This window comes from Loktanella agnita (assembly GCF_046640325.1).
In the GTDB taxonomy this organism is placed as follows: Bacteria; Pseudomonadota; Alphaproteobacteria; order Rhodobacterales; family Rhodobacteraceae; genus Yoonia; species Yoonia agnita.
In genome coordinates, this window is the sequence record NZ_JBJMBF010000027.1 from 16,218 (window position 1) to 35,639 (window position 19,422).

The window sequence follows — 19,422 nt, forward strand, 5'->3', positions numbered from 1 at the left end:
ATTTGGTTTTGCGTCACGCTATCCGCAGCCGTGGCCCACGGCAAGCGGCTCAGCGTATGATCTGCGGACGGATGCGCAGGCGCTTGCGCTGGGTTTGCGGCAGGTGCCGGTTCAGCCGCGCGTTGACCAGCCCGAAGATCAGAATAATCACCAGTGTCAGCAGGATGAAATAGCCTGCAAGGATGGGGTAGGGCACGAAGGGGTTGAAGGTCTTATCGGCAAAGTAATTCGCATAGTAGAGCGCATCACCCTTTTGCTGGAAGGCCGGAAAGCCTGAAAAATAGACCAGCGTGGTGGCGTGAAACAGAAAGATCGCCTCATTCGTATAGGCCGGCCATGCCAGCCGCAGCATGGTGGGCCAAATGATCCGCCGGAACCGCGACCAGCCTGACATGCCATAGGCATTGGCGGCTTCGACATCACCTTTGGGGATGGATTGCAGCGCCCCGTAGAAGATTTCACCCGAATAGGCGGCCGTGTTCAAAAAAAGGACCAGCAACGCCCCGGCCCAAGCCGAGGTCAGGGGGCTGAAGAAAGGGTAGCTGTTCTTGAGGCTGAGAAACAGAAAATAGGCAAAGAAGAACTGGATAAAGAGCGGTGAGCCACGAAACAGAAAGATGAACCATTCCGATGGTTTGCGGATCAACGAGCTTTGGGTCGCTTTGCCCAGTGCCACGGCGGTTGCAAGAAAGAACCCGGTGCAAAGGGCCAGCAAGCCGAAGTAGATATTCCAGATCATGCCAGAGCCGATCAGGGTGAATTGCTGGCAAAGCGTGAAATCGCTGCGCGGCAAAAGTCGTTCACCGACCCCGACACTGCGCAGACCGTAATCAAGTATTGTTTCCCAGCAGCTCATTTCCTGATCTCCGCGTAGAGGTCCCGGATCAAGTCCGGGACTGCGTTGCGCGCGCGGCGGCGTCCCGGACTTGATCCGGGACCTCTAACCCAAGCATCACTCATGCTGCCGCCTTTCGCTGTGTTTCGCCAGCAGCGGTTGCCTGACCATGGGTTAGCCGCGCCATGATCCGGTCCAGCACGACTTCAGAAAGTTTGGTGAAGCACAGGTAAAAGACCAAAAGCGCCAGAAAATACCACATCCGCCAGTCCCCATGCGGATAGTCCGTGAATTGTGGGGTTTTGGTGCCGCCCAGCTCGCGGGCCCAATAGACGATATCCTCAATCCCCAAAAGGAACAGCAGCGGTGTGGCCTTGATCAGTACCATCCAGAGGTTGGACAGGCCGGGCAGGGCGTAGACCCACATTTGCGGCACCAGAATCCGCCGGAACGCCTGCCGCCGCGACATCCCGTAAGCTTCGGCCGTTTCGATCTGGCTACGCGGGACCGCCCGCATCGCGCCGAACAGCACATTGGCTGCAAAGGCCCCAAAAACCAGCGCAAAGGTGAAGACTGCGATAAAGAAACCATAGGTTTCATGCATCCATTGCGGCGCATTGCCCTGCGGCATCTTGGCGACCTGACAGACTACGAAATCATTGCCCTGCCAGACGGCGACAGGCCAGTCGGGGCATTTGATGATGTGCCGCGTGTATTCGATCAACTGATCAAGGGCGATTACAAAGAACAAAAAGAAAGCGATATCAGGGACGCCACGCACAATCGCGATATAGCCGTTTCCGATCCAGCGCAGCGGCAGGAATTGGCTGCGGGCGGCTGTCGCGCCGCCAAAGCCGAACGCCAGTGCCAGCGGTGCCGTGATCGCCAGCAACAAAAGCACGGTTCCCACCGACCAATAGATATTCATATGCTTGCCTGTGGTCAGGTAGCAGCTGAGCCATGTCAGACCATCAAGCGAGGCGGGATCGGCGCAATAGCTGAAAATGGCGGGACCTATCGGTATGCAGCGTGACTATGCGTCGGCAGGGCGACGTGGAAACAATCATGGCGCCCTGGGTTTTGCCCAAGGCACCAAGAAAGGGATTTAGTAGGTTGTGGTTTCTTCACCGAACCACTTGATCAGCATCGCGTTCAGGGTGCCGTCTTCCTTCATCGAGGTGATCGCCGCATCCATCGTTTCCTTCAGCTCTGTATCGCTTTCACGCAGACCCATGCCGATGCCACCGCCAAGGGGGACCTCATCACCCACAAACATCAGTTCGCCGCCAGACGCATCGACGAGCGGCACAAGGAAATCCTTGTCCGCAAACACGGCGTCAGCTTCGCCGGCACGAACGGCCGCGATGGTTTCTTCGGGCGTGGGGAATTCCAGCAGAGCAGCGCCCGTGTCGGTCACATGACCCGCCTGGATGGTCGAGGTTTGCGCCGCCACAACGCCACCCAGCAGGTCTGCGTCTTCCGAAAGCGCTACATAGGCCGATGCAGTGGGTGGATAGTAATCTTGCGTGAAATCAATCACTTCTTCCCGTTCATCGGTGATCGACATGCCGGCCATGATCGTGTCGTAGTTGCTCGATACCAAGTTCGGGATAATGCTGTCCCAATCATTGGTGACCCATTCACAGGTCAGTTCAGCGCGTGCGCAAAGCTCATCGCCCAGTTCCCGCTCAAACCCGTCGACTTCGCCATCGTCGTTGATGAAGTTATAAGGCGCATAGGCGCCTTCGGTGCCCATCCGTACAACCGAATGCGCGTCGGCCAGTGCCATGCTGCCCGCAAGTGTCAGGGCTGTGGTCAGGATCAGTTTGTTCATTGTCATACTCCCAGTTTACTCTTGTTATGAAACGGTTGCGGATAGAAATCCGCGCAGCCGTTCGGTTTTTGGTTGGCCGAACAACATGCCCGGCGGTCCTTCTTCTTCGATCTTGCCTTGATGCAGGAACACCACGTGATCGCTGACATCTGCGGCAAGCCGCATATCATGGGTCACGATGATCATGGTCCGACCTTCATTGGCCAAATCCTTGATCACACGGACTACTTCTTGTTCCAATTCCGGGTCCAATGCACTTGTCGGCTCGTCGAACAGCAGCGCTTTCGGTTCCATGCACAGCGCGCGCGCGATGGCTGCCCGTTGCTGCTGTCCGCCCGAAAGCTGCGCCGGGAAAGCATCGCATTTATCGCCTATCCCGACCTTGGCCAGATAGGCGCGTGCCGCTTTTTCGACCTCTGCCTTGTCACGTTTCAGCACGGTGACCGGCGCTTCCATCACGTTTTGCAGAATCGTCATATGCGCCCAAAGATTGAACTGCTGAAACACCATCGACAGGTTGGTGCGAATCCGGATCATCTGCGCGTGATCCGACGGATGACGGGCCGCGCCTGTGCCCTTCCACTTTACCGGTTCGCCGCAAAAGAGCACATCGCCCTGCTGGCTGTCCTCCAATAGATTTGCGCAACGCAGCAAGGTGGATTTGCCAGAGCCGGACGATCCGATCAGCGACACGACATGCCCCGCGGGCGCGGTGATATCAACGCCTTTGAGAACCTCAAGCGATCCGTAAGCTTTGTGCAGATTGCGGATTTCGATGACGGGGGCAGCGTTGGTCACGTGTACGGAAACTTCTTGTTGTTTGACATGTCATACTGCGGATTTTGAGCGCATTTGCAATGTGTATCCGACAGGCTTACCGCTGGTTAATGTGCAAATGCCTCTGGTTTAGGCGGTAAGGGGATGTCGTAGGCATCTTCGGAAAGCGAAACGATGGCCCGCAGCCCCAGAACTTGTCGATGGGCCCGGGGCAGTCCGTTGATCGCTGCGTCGATGGCATCGCGGTAAGGAGCAGGGTCCTGATCGCGCCGGGTGATAAAGCTCATCCCCGGGCTGGCCGATGTTTGACCGATGATGTGCAGATCACGCAGCCGTGGATTGCCCTCGGCCTGCTCCAGCCGCCAGGTTTGTGCATCGATTGATGCAAGATCAGCGGTGCCTTTGGCAACGGCCGCAATGCTTGCGTTGTGACTTCCGGTGACGGTGACCACGTTCAGCGTAAACCGCTCACGCTGCGCCCAAAGCTGGGCCGCCCCGTAGCCCGACTGGGACAAGAGATCATTGCAGGCGTAACGAGCGGCGAAATCGGCAGGCGTGCCGGGCGAACGTGCGATGAACAGGCTGTTGTAATACCCGGCGGGGCAATCTGGCAGGCCATAATCGCTTGCACCGATCAATGTCACCTTGTCGCGAAACAGGGCGCGGTAGGGCAGGTTGCAGATATGGCCGAGCACAAGATCATCGCGATCCCAGACTTCCATATAGTCTATGTTGTGGTCCAGTTGGTCGGGGGCGGTGATGCCGCGATCCCGCAATTCGTCGCGGATCAGATGCCAAAGCGCATCATGCGCGGCCCGGTTAAATGCGCGCGCATACATCGGCAGGCTGGCGATCATGTCAGGCTGCGACGGGCCGCGTGGCTGTCCTGATCTGACACCCCCAGAAGAGAAGCAACCACGCGCATCAGGCTGTCTTCCTCATCCTCGCGCACGCCATCAGCCAGAACGACTGACCACATTGCTTTGATCACGGCGAGACGGTCTTCATACACGACCGCATCCTTGATCGCGCGGGTAAATCGTACAGTATCAGGGGCTTGGGCCTCTAAGGTTTCACATTCGCCACGCAGCTTTGCCGCCTCAAACGGCGACAGATCGTAGCGTTTTCCAAGTACGCGGTCGATCTGGGCGATTTCTGCGTCGGCATAGTCATTGTCGGATCGGGCGACGCGCACAAGCAGCGCGCCGAGCGCCAGCCGCGCGTCGGGATCGGGTAATGTGTCAGGTGCGGGGTCGGTCATGCGACGGATCAGATCATTGAACATGAGCTCTACTTAGGGTGTTCGCGGGGGCAAGTCCAATGCAGGGCGTGTGGTCTGGCGTGACAGCAGCCAAGTCGTAAGGTGGGTCTTGACCCACCCCGCGAAAAGGTATCGGAAAACCGTCGGACTTTGATCGGACCTTTGGTCCGCGTTGCTCTAAATTTATTAACAAAGGGTTAAGTTTGCAGTGGCGCGGTGAACCTCGTCCTACAAGTCCACAAGTGCGCCGCGTGCGCTGATGACGCGGGCTGAAACTTGGCAGGCGGCTTTGGTCGCCGCTGCGGCGGTTTCACCCTGTAATAGCCCGGTCAGGAAGCGCCCGTTAAAGCTGTCGCCTGCGGCGGTGGTGTCGATGACGGTTGCGACGGGTGTTGGGGCAATGCTGTCCCGGTTGTTGCTTTCGCCGACCAGCGCAGGCGCTGCACCGTTTTTGACCACGACCAGTGCCGCACCGCTATTTTGATAGCGCACCAGCGTAGCTTCGGGTGAGGCGTCGTTGAAAAAGCTCGCTTCATCTTCGAAAGAGGGGAGCGCGATATCAGAGACAGCAGCGCCGCGCATGACCCAGTCGCACATCGTGGAGGTGTCGGACCACAGGCGCGGGCGCAGGTTGGGGTCAAAGGCGATCTGCACCCCTTTAGCCCGTGCCGCGCGCAATGTGTCAAGTAGCGTCGCCCGTCCGCTGTCAGGCAGAATGGCCAGTGTGATGCCGGAAAAGAATGCCATATCACCTTTGCCAAGTGCGGCGATACCGTCGAGATTTTCGGCCAGCCTGCGCGCGGCAGAAGTATCGCGCCAATAGGAAAAGCTGCGTTCGCCGTCGGTCAGGGAAATCAGGTATAGCCCGACAGAATGCCCGGCCCGTACCGACAGCACCGGTCGGATATCGGCGGTTTTGATGAAATCTGTCAGCTGCGCCGATGCGGCATCATCGCCAACCGCGCTAAGGTAAGCGATATCAAGCGCGGGGGCGCTGCGTTTGGCGTACCAAGCTGTGTTGAACGTGTCCCCGGCAAATCCCATCGCATAGGTGCCGTCACCCTGTGGGGCCATTTCCACCATACATTCACCGATGCTGAGCAATGTCTGTGTCATGATGTGGGCTCGAAATAGTCGGGATACATGTCGCGGATCTCCTCTAGGACACCTCGGATCGCGCCAAGATGGGCGCGCAGATAGGTTTCGGCCTGTGCTAGGTTGCGTGCTGCGATTGATTCGACAAGGCTTGTATGTTCTTCCAGCACCTCGCTTTGTCGTTCAGCAGACAGCGTCAGATAGCGGATACGGTCCATATGCGCTTTGTGCTCTTGGATCAGGTTCCAAGCGTGCGCATGGCCGGAGATTTCGCAGAGCAGCCCGTGAAACTTGTCATCGAGTTGATGAAAGGCGGTGGCATCGGTCTGGTTCAGCGCCTTTTTCTGTAATGCCAGATGGGCGCGCAAGGCGGCAATATCCGAATCTGTCAGCCGCTGGATCGTGGAGCGCAGGCATTCGACTTCGAGTGCGATACGGGTGAAGACGGCATTCAGCACAGCCTCTTCTGAAATCCGGGTGATCAGTGTCGCGCGCTGCGGGCGAATCGACAGAAAGCCAAGGTTGGATAGTCGAAAGAACGCATCGCGGACCGGCTGACGCGATACGTCCAACTGGCGTGCGATTTCGGTTTCGGACACTTTCGTGCCCGGCGGTAGGCGCAGTGAGATCACCGCATCATAGACCATGCGAAACACAAGATCGGTGGCCGAAACAGTTTGTTGTTCCAGTGGTTCAAAGGTCATTTCACTCATTGGCATTGATGCACTCGTCTCTCGTCCGTCGTGTGTTTTTTGGGCTTTGGGCAGGGATAGGCCAATTCGCCCTTTGACACAACTGACAAGCTAGCATATTAGGCGATCAGTTGAATTGCGTAGGGAGGCGCGACTTGATGTCTCTTGTTGATCCTGATCGTCTGTTTCCGGCGGAAGCCAAGCTGCGCGGTATCGCCCGTGCGCTTTATGACAGTGTCAGCGATCTGCCGATCATCAGTCCGCATGGGCATTGCGACCCGTCTTGGTTTGCTGAAAATGCCCGCTTTCCTGATCCTGCCGCACTTTTCGTTGTGCCGGATCACTATGTCTTTCGCATGCTGGTCAGTCAGGGTGTCCCAATGGCAGATCTTGGTGTGCCCCGCGTTGATGGCGGCCCGGTCGAAACGGACCCCCGCGCGATCTGGCGTCGATTTGCGGCCCATTTTCACACGCTGCGCGGCACGCCGTCGGCGATGTGGCTGACCCATGCGTTTGTGCATGTGTTCGGCATTGAAGCGCCTTTCACGGCGCAGACGGCAGACCGTTTTTACGATCATATTGAGGCGCAGCTGGCGACGGATGACTTCCGCCCCCGTGCTTTGTTTGATCGGTTCAATATTGAAGCGCTGGCCACGACCGAGGGCGCGCTGGATGATCTGGCCCATCACAAGGCGATCCGCGACAGCGGTTGGCAGGGTCGGGTGATCACGACATATCGCCCCGATACGGTGGTCAATCCCGAATGCGATGGCTTTGCGAATAATGTGGCGCGGCTCGGTGCGCTGACCGGTGAGGATACGGCAAGCTGGGCTGGCTATCTGGCCGCCCACTGCAAGCGCCGCGCCTATTTCAAAGAGCATGGCGGCGCGACAGCGACAGATCATGGCCATCCGACAGCCCGTACCGCTGATTTGCCGCAATCAGAGGCCGCCGCATTATTTGCCAAGGCTTTGGCAGGCACATGCAGCGCGGAGGAGGCGGATCTGTTCCGGGGACAGATGTTGACCGAAATGGCGCGGATGAGCCTGGAGGACGGTCTGACCCTGCAAATCCATGCGGGATCATGGCGCAATCATTCTGCTGGCGTGCTGCGCCAGTTTGGCCGCGACAAGGGTTTTGATATTCCACGCCGCACCGATTATGTTGGTGCGCTGAAGCCGCTGCTGGATGCGGTGGGGATGGAGCCGGATTTGCGGATCATCCTGTTTACACTGGATGAAACGGTCTACGGGCGCGAGCTGGCGCCGCTTGCCGGTGCCTATCCTGCGCTGCGGCTGGGTCCGCCATGGTGGTTCTTTGATAGCTACGAAGGCATCCGCCGGTTCCGCGAAGCCACCACCGAAACATGTGGATTTTATAATACTGCGGGGTTCAACGATGACACCCGCGCGTTCTGTTCGATCCCCGCCCGGCACGATGTCGCGCGGCGGTCGGATTGTGCCTATCTCGCAACCCTGGTCGGCACGGGCCGTCTGGGCGAGGGGGAGGCATTCGAGGTCGCACAGGACCTTAGCTATCGGTTGGCCAAATCGGCCTATCGGTTGTGATTTTTTTCAGGGAGGAAAGAAAGAATGACATTAATCAAAACATTGACAGGGGCGCTGCTGGCCAGCGCTGCATTTACGTCAGCGGCGCAGGCGTGCGAAATCACGTTGCGGTCGTCTGATACGCACCCAGAGGGTTATCCCACGGTTGCCGCTGTGGAACATATGGGTGAGCTGCTGCAGGAACGTTCTGACGGGCGCATCTGCGTTGAGGTCTTTGCCTCTGCCCAGTTGGGCGAAGAAAAGGACACGATTGAACAGACACAGTTGGGTGTGATTGACCTGAACCGCGTCAGCCTTGGGCCGTTCAATAATATCATCGAAGAAACCAAGGTGTTTTCGCTGCCTTATATCTTCCGTTCGACCGATCACATGCATGATGTGGTCGATTCCGATATCGGCCAGGATATTCTGGACGAGTTCCAGAACCACAATCTGGTCGGGTTGGCCTATTTCGATGGTGGCTCGCGCAGTTTCTACAACAGCCAGAAGCCGATCAAGTCCATCGAGGATGTTGAGGGCCTGAAGTTCCGCGTGATGCAGTCTGATGTGTTTGTTGACATGGTGGATGCGCTGGGCGGCAACGCGACCCCGATGCCTTATGGTGAGGTGTATTCCAGCATCCAGACAGGCGTGATCGACGGGGCGGAAAACAACTGGCCGTCTTACGAAAGCTCGGGCCATTATGAGGTTGCCGGATACTACACGCTTGATCAGCACTTGATCGTGCCTGAGGTTCTGGTGATGTCGAAATCAAGCTGGGACAACCTGTCTGAAGACGATCAGGCGCTGGTTCAGCAGGCCGCGCGTGACAGCATGCCGGTGATGCGCGAGCTTTGGGCAGAACGTGAAGCGGCGTCGGAAGCGCAGGTTCTGGCTGCCGGTGTTGAGGTGATCCGCGACATCGACAAAACCCCGTTCATCGAAGCGATGGTGCCTGTCTATGAGCGTCACGTGACCTCGGACAAGCTGAAGGATCTCGTCACCCGTATCCAGGCTGTCGAGTAATCCCACACTGATCGGGTGGCCCGCAGCGGGCCACCCAACCTCTCAAGGAATTTTTAGCAGATGCTTGTATTTGTGCGCCGCTTATCGTCGGTGATGCGCCTTCTTAGCCATGCCGCACTTTGGATTGCGGCGGTTGGGTTGGTTCTGATGACAGCCTTTATTGCCTGGCAGGTTTGGGGGCGGTTTGTGCTGAATGATACGCCGACCTGGACTGAGACCAGTTCTGTCCTGCTGATGGGCTTTTTCATTCTGATGGGCGCCGCAGTCGGTATCCGCGAGGGCAACCATCTGAGTTTCGATGTGGTCCTGTATCTGGTTGGCCCCAAGACCAAGGCGGTGATGCACAGCCTGTCCGACTTGATCGTGATCACCTTTGCTATTGGCATGATCATTTACGGGGTCACGCTGGCCAGCAATGCATGGAACACGACTATTCCGAACCTTGGCGTCACAGGGGCAACCGCGTTTGTCGCGCTGGTGCTCGGCGGAATTCTGATGACACTTTTTTCGATCGAGCGCCTGCTGCGCCGCTTTGTCGGGCTGCATACAGCGCGGTTCGGCGAGACCGATATGGGCAAGGACTGACCACATGGAACTTTTTGTCCTTTTCGGCACGTTCACCGTGCTTTTGTTCATTGGCACGCCTGTCGCCTTTTGCCTTGGTGTGTCCTCTTTCGCGACGATCATCTATCTGGGCCTGCCGCCCGTGGTGGTCTTTCAGCGGCTGAATTCCGGTATTTCGGTCTTTGCGCTGATGGCGATCCCATTCTTTATCTATGCCGGTGAGCTGATGGTGCGCGGCGATATTGCCCGCCGTCTGGTTGCCCTTGCGGGGGCCGGTGTGGGCCATCTGCGTGGCGGGCTGGGGCAGGTGAATATTACCGCTTCTGTCCTGTTCGGGGGGATTTCCGGTTCTGCTGCGGCTGATGCTTCGGCCATTGGAGGGCTGATGGTGCCGCAGATGGAAAAGCGCGGCTATGACAAGGATTACGCGGTTAATATCACGGTGGTGTCTTCGATCATTGCGCTGATGCTGCCGCCCTCACATAACCTGATCATTTATTCAATCTCTGCCGGTGGCCGGATTTCCATCGCTGATCTGTTCACCGCCGGTATTCTGCCCGGTCTCATCCTTGCGCTGTCGCTGATGGTCGTGGCTTGGTGGGTCGCCAAACAGCGCGGTTATGACACCGAGCCGTTCCCCGGCTGGCGCGCCGTTGGCAATCTTTTCCTGAGCGCGACGCCCGGTTTGATCCTTGTTGGCATCATTTTCGGTGGGGTTCGGTCCGGCGTGTTCACCGCGTCTGAATCATCCTGTATCGCGGTGGTTTACGCCATCCTGATTACGATCTTTGTCTACCGTTCGCTGCCCTACGCCGAATTTGTTGCAGCAACGATGTCAGCCGTGCGCACCGCGTCGATGGTGTTGCTAGTCATCGGCTCTGCCGCTGCATTTGGCTGGCTGCTGGCCTATCTGCGGGTGCCCGCGCAATTGGTTGAGATCATGAAAGGTGTCAGTGAGAATCCGATCATCATCTTGCTGATGCTCAACCTGATCCTGCTATTCCTTGGCACCTTTATGGATATGAGCCCACTGATCGTAATTACCACGCCGATCTTTTTGCCGGTTGCCACCGCTTATGGCGTTGATCCGGTGCATTTCGGGATCATCCTGATCCTGAACCTTGGTATTGGGCTGTGTACCCCGCCTGTGGGGGCTGTGCTGTTTGTCGGCTGCGCGGTGGGTAAACTGCCTGTGGCCACGGCGATCCGCACGATCTGGCCGTTTTATGGCGCAGCTGTCGCGACGCTGATGCTTGTCACTTACATCCCGGCGCTGTCGCTTTGGCTGCCGTCGCTCTTTCACTGATGACCGAGTTGCATTGAGACCATTGCATTCGAAACCACTGATGATGGAGGAATACATGAAGTACTTGAATGCCTTAGGATTGATTGCCTTACTGGTGCCGGGGACACTTGCCGCGCAGGATGTCACCGCCACGCATATCGCAATCGCGGCAGAGCCCGCATCTATTGGCTGGGCCACTGTCGAGGGTGATACGACCGGTGGTGCGGCTGCGGCGCTGGACCAGATCCATGTGGTCACATCGCGGGCCGCACTGGTCGCCGCGCTGGGCGGTGATAATGCGACGAATGCGGGCGATGACACGCCCGCCATTATCTTTGTCAGCGGTACCATTGATCTGACCGAAGATGATGCTGGCAATCCGCAGGGTGCTGCCGCTTTTGCTGAGCCGGAGTATGACGAGGCCGCCTATATCGCGACCTACGACCCAGAGGTCTATGGCCGCGAGGCAGAACCCGAAGGCCCGCTGGAAGAGGCCCGCGAACGGTCTGAGCAGGCCCAAAACGCGCATACAATGGTTCGTATCGGGTCGAACAAGACGCTGATCGGTCTGAAAGATGCCCGCATCATCAACGGCACATTACTGTTGAAAGAGGTCGAAAACGTCATCATCCGCAATATCACCTTTGAGGATTCATGGGATTTCTTCCCGCAATGGGATGCCACGGATGGCAGCCAGGGCAATTGGAATGCGGAATATGATCTGATCGGGATCGAGCAATCCACCCATGTCTGGATCGATCATTGCAGCTTTTCCGATGGGGCGCGCCATGATGACGATCTGCCGCCGGTCTTTGGCCGTGTGAAACAGCATCACGATGGTTTGGTCGATATCAAGACGATGGCGAACTATATCACGCTGAGCAACAACCGGTTCTTTGATCACGACAAGGTCCATGTGATCGGATCATCCGACAGCCGGACCCAGAATATCGGACATTTGCGCGTTACGATCACCGGGAACTGGTACGATAATGTGCGCCAGCGCACGCCTCGTGTCCGCTTTGGCGAGGTGCATGTCTATGGCAACCTGTTCACGCCGCGTGCGGATGGCCCTTATAGTTTTTCCTATGCGATTGGGGCTGGCAAGGAATCTCGCACCCTATCAGAGGCAAACCTGTTCGCACTGCCTGCCGCCATCGAACCCGGATCGGTCTTTCGGCACTACCGGGGCGAAATGGCACAGGACAACGGATCACTGGTCAACGGCAAGCCCGCGGATCTGCTGGCGCTTTACAACGCTGCCAACCCGGACAAACCACTGGCCGATAGTGTCGATTGGACGCCCCCCTATGCCTATCAACTGCCTGACCCCGCAGAGCTGGCCGTTTCGGTCCGCAAAACGGCCGGGGCCGGTCATCTTTTGCCACATTAAACCACTTTGGGGTGGCGTCATCGGCGCCGCCTCTGTCCGCCACTCACCCGTATTCAAACCCGAAAGAAACCGATGCTGAAAACCTTCCCCCCCGTGCAGCCTGATCCCGGTGTGACCCGGCAGGTGCTGTCCGACAGCCCAGAGCTGATGGTCGTGTCCTTTACCTTTGACGCAGAGGCAGAGGGCAAGCTGCATGACCATCCCCATGTCCAATCCACCTATGTCGAAAGCGGTCGCTTTCGCTTTACTGTCGCGGGCGAGGAGATGGAGGTCGGACCGGGTGACAGTTTTGTTATCCCCTCCGGCGCGCGTCACGGCTGCATCTGCCTGGAGCCGGGCCGCCTGATCGACACATTCACCCCCCGCCGCGACGATTTTCTTTGAGGAGCACGCTATGACCATTCACACACAGACCCGCTATGCCATTGATCCTGAAACCGTAAAGGGGTTCGATACCACGAAACTGCGCGATCATTTCCATGTGGGCGATCTGTTCGCCGCGGGTGAAATCCGGCTGGTTTATTCCCATTACGACCGGCTGATCCTTGGCTCTGCCGTGCCTGAAGGCACTGACCTGACGCTGGACGCGGTGCCTGAGACCGGCACGCCCAGCTTTCTGGATCGCCGCGAGGCGGCAGTGTTGAATATCGGTGAGACGGGTACGGTGACCGTTGAAGGCACGACCCATACGCTTGAGCGTGGCGAGGTGCTTTATATCGGCTTGGGGTCGGGGGCTGTGACATTCAGCGGCGCGGGCCGGTTTTATGTCTTGTCCGCCCCGGCGCATCGCAAATGCCCCACCAAGCTGATCAAACTGTCAGATGCCCGCCGGGTGGAAATGGGCGCGCGCGAAACTGCGAATGAACGTACCATCATCCAGTTCCTGCACCCAGAGGTTTGCGAAAGCTGTCAGTTGCTGATGGGCTACACGCAATTTGCAGATGGTTCGATCTGGAACACGATGCCCGCCCACCTGCATGACCGTCGGATGGAGGCCTATCTGTATTTCGATCTGCCTGCTGATCAGCGCGTTTTTCACCTGATGGGCAAGCCGGAAGAGACCCGCCATATCGTCATGGCAAATGAAGAGGCGGTTATTTCTCCCCCTTGGTCGATCCATTCCGGTGCGGGCACGTCATCCTATACATTCTGCTGGGCGATGGCGGGCGACAATGTCGATTTCACCGATATGGATATGGTGGCGATGGGTGATCTGCGATGAGCTTTGCGCTGACCGGACAAAAGGCGCTGGTGACTGGCGCGAATACAGGGATCGGGCAGGCGATCGCGGTCGCGCTGGCCGCAGCCGGTGCCCATGTCATCGCCGCAGGTCGCCGGTCCTGCGCTGAAACCGTGGCGGCCATCACGGCCGCAGGCGGTAGCGGCGCAGAGCTGCTGCTGGATTTGGCGGATCTGGATGCGGCGGTTGCCGCGCTGCCGGATGATCTGGATATTCTTGTCAATAATGCGGGGATCATCCGCCGCGATGACAGTGTGGACTTCACCCAAGCTGATTGGGATGCGGTGATGGATGTGAACCTGAAGGCGGTATTTCTGCTGTGTCAGCGCTTTGCCAAAAATGCGCTGGCGGCTGAACGCGGTGGCCGGATTGTCAACATTGCCTCGCTTCTGTCGTTTCAGGGCGGCATCCGTGTGCCGTCTTATACCGCGTCAAAGCATGGTGTGGCCGGGCTAACCAAGATTTTCGCCAATGAATGGGCGGCCAAGGGGATCAATGTGAACGCTGTGGCCCCGGGGTATATCGCGACGAATAATACCGAGGCGCTGCGCAATGATGCGGATCGTAATGCCGCCATCCTTGAACGTATTCCCGCAGGCCGCTGGGGCGATCCAGAGGATATCGCGGGCGCGGTCACCTTTCTATGCAGCCCGGCGGCGAAATATGTGCATGGCACAATCCTGAACGTGGATGGAGGGTGGCTTGCCCGCTAAACGACTGACACGGGACGGGCCGGCCCCGGCCATCGGCATGGTGCATCTGGGGCCGGGTGCGTTCTTTCGTGCTTTCAACGCGGTCTACACGGACGCGGCGATGCAGGCTGAAGGTGGTGATTGGGGCATCGCGGCGGTGAGCCTGCGCAGCCCGACAGCCCGTGACCAGATGGCGCCGCAGGGCGGGGTGTATACATCCTGCACTTTGGCACCGGGCGGGCTGCAAGCGCAGGTGATTGGTGCGGTCAGCAAGCTGTTGGTCGCGCCCGAAGACCCCGGCGCTGTGGTTGACCTGATGGCGGACCCGAAGGTGAAGATCGTGTCACTGACGATCACCGAAAAAGGCTATTGCCATTCCCCTGCGACCGGTCGGCTGGACCTGTCGCATCCGGATATTGCATATGATCTGGAAAACCTAGCGACACCGCGTTCTGCGATGGGGCTGATCTGTGCCGCGCTGGCGCAGCGGCGGCAGGCAGGCGCGGGGCCGTTTACCGTGTTGAGTTGTGACAATCTGCCTGCAAACGGGGCGCTGACCCGCCAGATGGTGCTGGATTTCGCGCGCTCGCTTTCGCCCGAACTGGCGGATTGGATCGCAGAGGCTGTGCCGTTCCCGTCTACCATGGTGGACCGGATCACGCCCGCGACGACGGATGCGGATATTGATCGGCTGGACGCGGAGACAGGCTATCGCGATCCGGCGATGGTCGTGCATGAGCCGTTTCGTCAGTGGGTGATTGAGGATAATTTTGCCTGCGGTCGCCCCGCGTGGGAAATTGCGGGCGCGCAGTTTGTAAAATCCGTCGAGGCGCATGAGCTGATGAAGCTGCGCTGCCTGAACGGGACCCATTCGACGCTGGCTTATCTGGGCTATCTGGCCGGGTATGACACCATCGCCGCGTGCGTTGCTGACCCTGATTTCGCCGCCCTGTGTGAAGCACTTTGGCGCGACGAAATCCTGCCAACGGTCCCCGCGCCAGAGGGTGAGGATTTGCCCGCCTATGCCGCCGCGCTGCTGGACCGCTATCGCAATCCGGCGATCCGTCACCGTACGTGGCAAATCGCGATGGATGGCAGCCAGAAACTGCCGCAGCGTTTGCTGGGCACGATCCGGGATAATCTGGATCAGGGGCGGGTGCCGCTGCGCCTGTGCCTCGCTGTGGCAGCGTGGATGCGCTATGTGGGCGGCGTGGATGAAAAAGGCCAGTCGATTGACGTGCGCGACCCGCTGGCCGATACGCTGAAGGTAGCATCGGACGGTGCTGACAGTGCCGAGGCTAAGGTCGCGGCGCTATTGGCGTTTGATGATATTTTCGCGCCAGCATTGGCCGCTGATCCCGGTTTTCGCGCCGCTGTCACTGCGGCTTATCAAGCGCTGGTGACGGATGGCGCGCGCGCAGTTGTTGCAGGAGCAGTGAAATGATTGAATCTTGGCGCTGGTTTGGTCCGCTGGACGCAATCGGATTGGATGAAATCGCCCAGACCGGGGCCACGGGCATCGTAACCGCCTTGCATGACATCCCCTATGGCGCGGTCTGGACGCGTCAGGCGATCGCCGCGCGCAAGGCCGAGATCGCGGCGGCCTCCGATCTGCACTGGGCAGTGGTCGAAAGCCTGCCTGTGCATGAGGATATTAAGCGCGGCGAAGCCGCAGGTGCGGCGCGTCTGGATGCGTTGTTTGCCAATTACCGTCAGTCGCTCGCCAATCTGGCGGCAGAAGGCGTGCGCACGGTGTGCTATAATTTCATGCCGCTTCTAGATTGGACCCGGACGGAACTGGCCGCCCCCTTGCCGCGTGGCGGGCATGCGCTGCGGTTTTCGGCCGTGGAAATGGCTTTTTTCGACGTGCATATGGTGGGTCGTGAGGGGGCAGAGGCGGATTGGTCCGCAGCTGTACTGACGGGGGCCGCTGCTTTGGCAGAGCGCGCCACTGACGTGGATCGTGACCGTTTGCTGACCGCAATCATGTCGGGCCTGCCCGGCGCCTACGACCGCTATGATGTAGCGGGCTTACGTGCGGCACTGGCCCCCTGGGCCGGTTTCACGGCGGATGACCTGCGCGCATCGCTCGCCCGGTTTTTGGCTGAAATCATCCCAACGGCAGAAGAGCTGGGTCTAAAAATGGCGATCCACCCGGATGATCCGCCGCGCCCTTTGCTGGGCTTGCCTCGGATTGTGTCATGTGAGGCGGATATCGCTGCGATCCTTGCCATGCAGGACAGCACCGCCAATGGGCTGACGCTTTGTGCCGGATCGCTGGGGGCGAACCCGGATAATAATGTGCCTGCTATCGCGCGCCGCTTTGCGGATCGCATCCATTTCGCCCATTTGCGCAATGTCGCCAAAGAGCCTGATGGATCGTTCCAAGAGGCCGCGCATCTGGAAGGGGACACGGATATGCCCGCACTGGTCGCCGCATTGCTGGAGACAGGCCGCGATATTCCCTATCGCCCCGATCATGGTCACGCGCTGCTGAGCGATCTGGGCCGCACCACCCATCCGGGCTATCCGCTGATCGGGCGGATGCGTGGTTTGGCAGAGCTGCGCGGGGTCATCGCTGGCTTGTCTCACCGCGCCGGGTGATACCGTTTGTGATTGATCCGCCGGGCCTGTCGTGAAACGCTGCCCGCAGGCGAGGGACGAAGGCGGCGTAAATGGGCGAGTTATGGGAGGGGTTGGCAGCAGGGTTTTGGCTGGTCGTTACACTTGATCCCGATCTGGTGGCCATCACCCTTCGGTCGTTGCAGGTTACTTTATCGGCTGTTGTCATCGCCTCTGCCTTGGCGCTGCCGTTTGGGGCCTTTCTTGCCATTTCGCGCTTTCGGCACAGGCGGGCGACGATTGCGCTGCTGAATGCGCTGATGGGGCTGCCACCGGTTGTTGTCGGGCTGATTGTCTATCTGCTGTTGTCACGGGCCGGGCCGTTTGGCGTGATGGGCCTGCTTTTTACCCCGACCGCGATGATCATCGCGCAGGTGATGATTATCACCCCGCTGATCGCCTCTATCGCGCATCAGTCGATCCGCGATATCTGGTCGGAATATCACGACCTGCTGATTTCACTGTCCACCAGCAAATGGCAGCGGATCAGAACGCTACTGTGGGATGGACGGCGGGCGCTGATCACCGCCTCGCTGGCCGGGTTTGGCCGCGGTATTGGTGAGGTGGGCGCGATCATGATTGTGGGCGGCAATATCGATAATGCGACCCGTGTGCTGACCACCGCGATCGCGCTGGAAACCGGCAAGGGTGATTTTGCGCTGGCGCTGGGCCTTGGGTTTGTCCTGATCGGGCTGGCGATTGCGGTGAACCTTGCCATTCACGCTATTGGCCGCACAGAAAGCGAGGGCAAATGGTGACCCCGATCCTGCCATTGCAGATGCAAGGCGCGTTGGTGCGCAAGCGCGGCAAATTGCTGTTGGGGCCGGTCGATCTGGAAATCTCAGCCACGGGGCTGACGGTTGTGATGGGCCCGAACGGGGCGGGCAAAACAACGCTTTTGCGCGCGCTGCATGGGTTGGAGCGGCTGTCGGGGGGGCGTGTGACGGCGCCGATCCCCTTTGCCGACACCTGGGCGCTGCAGGCGTTTGTTTTTCAGACCCCGATCATGATGCGTCGCAGTGTGCGGGATAATCTGGCCTATCCGCTGCTGCTGCATGGCAAAGGCAAGGCAGAGGCGTATAAAGCCGCCGCTGACTGGGCGGAACGGGTCGGGCTGACTCATGTGTTTGACCTGCCTGCGCCGCAGTTGTCGGGCGGCGAAAAACAAAAGCTCGCGCTGGCCCGTGCGCTGATCCGGTCGCCTGAGATCGTGTTTCTGGATGAGCCCTGCGCCAACCTAGACGGCCGCGCCACCCGCGAAATTGAAACGATCTTGCAAGAGGTCCAGGCGGCTGGCACACGTATTGTCATGTCGACCCATGACATCGGGCAAGCCCGCAGGCTGGCCAGCGAGATTGTCTTCCTGATGCATGGTCAGGTGATTGAAACCGGTGATGCGACGGGATTTTTTGCCGCACCGCGCACACCACAGGCCGCGGCATTGCTCAAAGGAGATATCGTCGAATGATCCGTTTACTGTCCCTGATATTTGCCATTATCGGCACGATGGCCCCCGCCGAGACGCTGAAGCTGGCGGTCACAACGTCCTTTCACAATTCTGGTCTGTCCGAGATTTTGCTGCCCGCAATTGCCGAAGACACCGGGCTAGAGGTGCAATTGCTGGTCGTGGGCACCGGACAGGCGATCCGTCTGGGCGAGGCGGGCGATGTGGATGCGATCCTTGTGCATTCCCGCACGGCTGAGGATGCTTTTATCGCGGGTGGTTACGGCACGGCCCGGCGCGAGATCATGTATAATGATTTCGTCTTTATTGGCCCTGTCGCAGATCCCGCGACTGTGGCAGAGGCAAACAGCGCCGCTGACGCGCTGCTGCGTATCTCCAATGCCGAGGCTGCCTTTGTCAGCCGGGGCGATGATAGCGGCACGCATAAAAAGGAACTGTCGCTTTGGGATGCGTCTGGTGCCTCACGAGCGGGTGATTGGTATCGCCCTGTTGGGGCGGGCATGGGCGCAAGCCTGAACACTGCTGCGGCGATGGACGCTTATATTCTGGCCGATCGGGCCAGTTGGCTGAATTTTGGCAACAAAGCGGGGCTTGATCTGCTCTTTGCTGGTGATCCGGTTTTGTTCAACCAATATGCCTATATCCCTGTGAACCCGGCGCTGCACAGCCACGTGAAAATTGAAGCGGCAGAAGCGCTGGAAGACTGGCTGGCATCGCCCCGCGCGGCGGAGCTAATCAATGGCTACATGATCAATGGCGAGACACTGTTTACCTTCAACGCCGTGAACGGGTCCTGAGCCTGCGGGATTGCAGTAGCAGGACTGACATTTCGAGCCTGCTCACGCCCCTCACCGTGAGTAGGCGCCGTTGAAGGAACGATGCAGTGCAAGTGGCCATTCAAGACATACGTCCACGCAGAAATCTGCGGAGGCACGATAATGACAGCTGTGCGGGACTTTGCCGCCGTTGAACTGACAAAGGTTAACGACTTCTTTAGTCAGCTAGAGCGTGTCGCGTGCTTTCAGATTCAGGATTCCCAGATCACGTATGATGTGATTCCCTATGCTTGGCGCAGATATGGGGGTCGCAGATGG

At 58.7% G+C, this 19,422-nt stretch carries 21 protein-coding genes; 13 read left to right on the forward strand and 8 right to left on the reverse strand.

The annotated features are described in order from the left end of the window. Nucleotides 1-49: 49 nt before the first annotated feature. From ACJ5NV_RS19580 to ACJ5NV_RS19615, 8 genes are all read right to left on the reverse strand, one after another. Nucleotides 50-856 carry an ABC transporter permease gene (locus ACJ5NV_RS19580; protein WP_411646464.1) on the reverse strand — a complete coding sequence of 269 codons (807 nt, stop codon included), beginning with the start codon at nt 854-856 and terminating at the stop codon, nt 50-52. A 100-nt stretch (nt 857-956) separates the two neighbouring features. Then, nucleotides 957-1,841, reverse strand: a complete 885-nt coding sequence (locus tag ACJ5NV_RS19585) for an ABC transporter permease (protein WP_411646500.1) — start codon at nt 1,839-1,841, stop codon at nt 957-959. 99 nt (nt 1,842-1,940) lie between these two features. After that, nucleotides 1,941-2,669 (reverse strand): transporter substrate-binding domain-containing protein, encoded by a 729-nt coding sequence (locus ACJ5NV_RS19590; RefSeq protein ID WP_411646466.1) that lies wholly within the window; start codon nt 2,667-2,669, stop codon nt 1,941-1,943. Nucleotides 2,670-2,693: 24 nt separating this feature from the next. Continuing rightward, nucleotides 2,694-3,467: an ABC transporter ATP-binding protein gene (locus ACJ5NV_RS19595; protein WP_411646468.1), complete on the reverse strand. Its 774-nt coding sequence runs from the start codon at nt 3,465-3,467 to the stop codon at nt 2,694-2,696. An 86-nt stretch (nt 3,468-3,553) separates the two neighbouring features. After that, nucleotides 3,554-4,303, reverse strand: a complete 750-nt coding sequence (locus ACJ5NV_RS19600) for a phosphate/phosphite/phosphonate ABC transporter substrate-binding protein (protein ID WP_411646469.1) — start codon at nt 4,301-4,303, stop codon at nt 3,554-3,556. Then, nucleotides 4,300-4,731 carry a tellurite resistance TerB family protein gene (locus ACJ5NV_RS19605; protein WP_411646471.1) on the reverse strand — a complete coding sequence of 144 codons (432 nt, stop codon included), beginning with the start codon at nt 4,729-4,731 and terminating at the stop codon, nt 4,300-4,302. The genes ACJ5NV_RS19600 and ACJ5NV_RS19605 overlap by 4 nt, the downstream gene beginning before the upstream one ends. A gap of 204 nt (nt 4,732-4,935) precedes the next feature. Continuing rightward, nucleotides 4,936-5,823 carry a sugar kinase gene (locus tag ACJ5NV_RS19610; protein WP_411646473.1) on the reverse strand — a complete coding sequence of 296 codons (888 nt, stop codon included), beginning with the start codon at nt 5,821-5,823 and terminating at the stop codon, nt 4,936-4,938. After that, nucleotides 5,820-6,506 carry a GntR family transcriptional regulator gene (locus ACJ5NV_RS19615; RefSeq protein WP_411646475.1) on the reverse strand — a complete coding sequence of 229 codons (687 nt, stop codon included), beginning with the start codon at nt 6,504-6,506 and terminating at the stop codon, nt 5,820-5,822. The genes ACJ5NV_RS19610 and ACJ5NV_RS19615 overlap by 4 nt, the downstream gene beginning before the upstream one ends. 146 nt (nt 6,507-6,652) lie before the next feature. Here ACJ5NV_RS19615 and uxaC point away from each other — a divergent pair, with 146 nt between their 5' ends. From uxaC to ACJ5NV_RS19680, 13 genes are all read left to right on the forward strand, one after another. Beyond that, complete coding sequence (gene uxaC / locus ACJ5NV_RS19620; protein ID WP_411646502.1) at nt 6,653-8,062, forward strand: glucuronate isomerase; 1,410 nt, start codon at nt 6,653-6,655, stop codon at nt 8,060-8,062. 24 nt (nt 8,063-8,086) lie between these two features. Further along, on the forward strand, nt 8,087-9,067 hold the full coding sequence (locus ACJ5NV_RS19625; RefSeq protein WP_411646477.1) for a TRAP transporter substrate-binding protein: 981 nt from the start codon (nt 8,087-8,089) through the stop codon (nt 9,065-9,067). 60 nt (nt 9,068-9,127) lie between these two features. After that, nucleotides 9,128-9,652, forward strand: coding sequence for a TRAP transporter small permease (locus tag ACJ5NV_RS19630; protein ID WP_411646478.1), 525 nt, complete (start codon nt 9,128-9,130; stop codon nt 9,650-9,652). A gap of 4 nt (nt 9,653-9,656) precedes the next feature. Then, entirely contained in the window at nt 9,657-10,937 is a 1,281-nt protein-coding gene (locus tag ACJ5NV_RS19635; RefSeq protein ID WP_411646480.1) for a TRAP transporter large permease, read from the forward strand. A gap of 55 nt (nt 10,938-10,992) precedes the next feature. Further along, nucleotides 10,993-12,309, forward strand: coding sequence for a pectate lyase family protein (locus tag ACJ5NV_RS19640; protein ID WP_411646482.1), 1,317 nt, complete (start codon nt 10,993-10,995; stop codon nt 12,307-12,309). Nucleotides 12,310-12,381: 72 nt separating this feature from the next. Beyond that, the gene (locus tag ACJ5NV_RS19645) at nt 12,382-12,693 is read left to right on the forward strand and encodes a cupin domain-containing protein (protein ID WP_411646483.1); all 312 of its coding nucleotides are present in this window, start codon (nt 12,382-12,384) and stop codon (nt 12,691-12,693) included. A 10-nt stretch (nt 12,694-12,703) separates the two neighbouring features. Beyond that, nucleotides 12,704-13,531 (forward strand): 5-dehydro-4-deoxy-D-glucuronate isomerase, encoded by an 828-nt coding sequence (kduI, locus tag ACJ5NV_RS19650; protein ID WP_411646485.1) that lies wholly within the window; start codon nt 12,704-12,706, stop codon nt 13,529-13,531. Continuing rightward, on the forward strand, nt 13,528-14,262 hold the full coding sequence (gene kduD, locus ACJ5NV_RS19655; protein ID WP_411646487.1) for a 2-dehydro-3-deoxy-D-gluconate 5-dehydrogenase KduD: 735 nt from the start codon (nt 13,528-13,530) through the stop codon (nt 14,260-14,262). Before kduI ends, kduD begins: the two co-directional genes overlap by 4 nt. Next, entirely contained in the window at nt 14,240-15,685 is a 1,446-nt protein-coding gene (locus tag ACJ5NV_RS19660; RefSeq protein WP_411646489.1) for a mannitol dehydrogenase family protein, read from the forward strand. The genes kduD and ACJ5NV_RS19660 overlap by 23 nt, the downstream gene beginning before the upstream one ends. Further along, on the forward strand, nt 15,682-16,845 hold the full coding sequence (gene uxuA / locus ACJ5NV_RS19665; RefSeq protein WP_411646491.1) for a mannonate dehydratase: 1,164 nt from the start codon (nt 15,682-15,684) through the stop codon (nt 16,843-16,845). The genes ACJ5NV_RS19660 and uxuA overlap by 4 nt, the downstream gene beginning before the upstream one ends. A gap of 71 nt (nt 16,846-16,916) precedes the next feature. After that, a complete protein-coding gene (locus ACJ5NV_RS19670; protein ID WP_411646493.1) occupies nt 16,917-17,621 on the forward strand; it encodes an ABC transporter permease in 705 nt (234 codons plus the stop codon). Next, a complete protein-coding gene (locus ACJ5NV_RS19675; RefSeq protein WP_411646495.1) occupies nt 17,615-18,331 on the forward strand; it encodes an ATP-binding cassette domain-containing protein in 717 nt (238 codons plus the stop codon). Before ACJ5NV_RS19670 ends, ACJ5NV_RS19675 begins: the two co-directional genes overlap by 7 nt. Continuing rightward, nucleotides 18,328-19,125, forward strand: a complete 798-nt coding sequence (locus ACJ5NV_RS19680) for an ABC transporter substrate-binding protein (RefSeq protein ID WP_411646496.1) — start codon at nt 18,328-18,330, stop codon at nt 19,123-19,125. The genes ACJ5NV_RS19675 and ACJ5NV_RS19680 overlap by 4 nt, the downstream gene beginning before the upstream one ends. Nucleotides 19,126-19,422 lie beyond the last annotated feature (297 nt).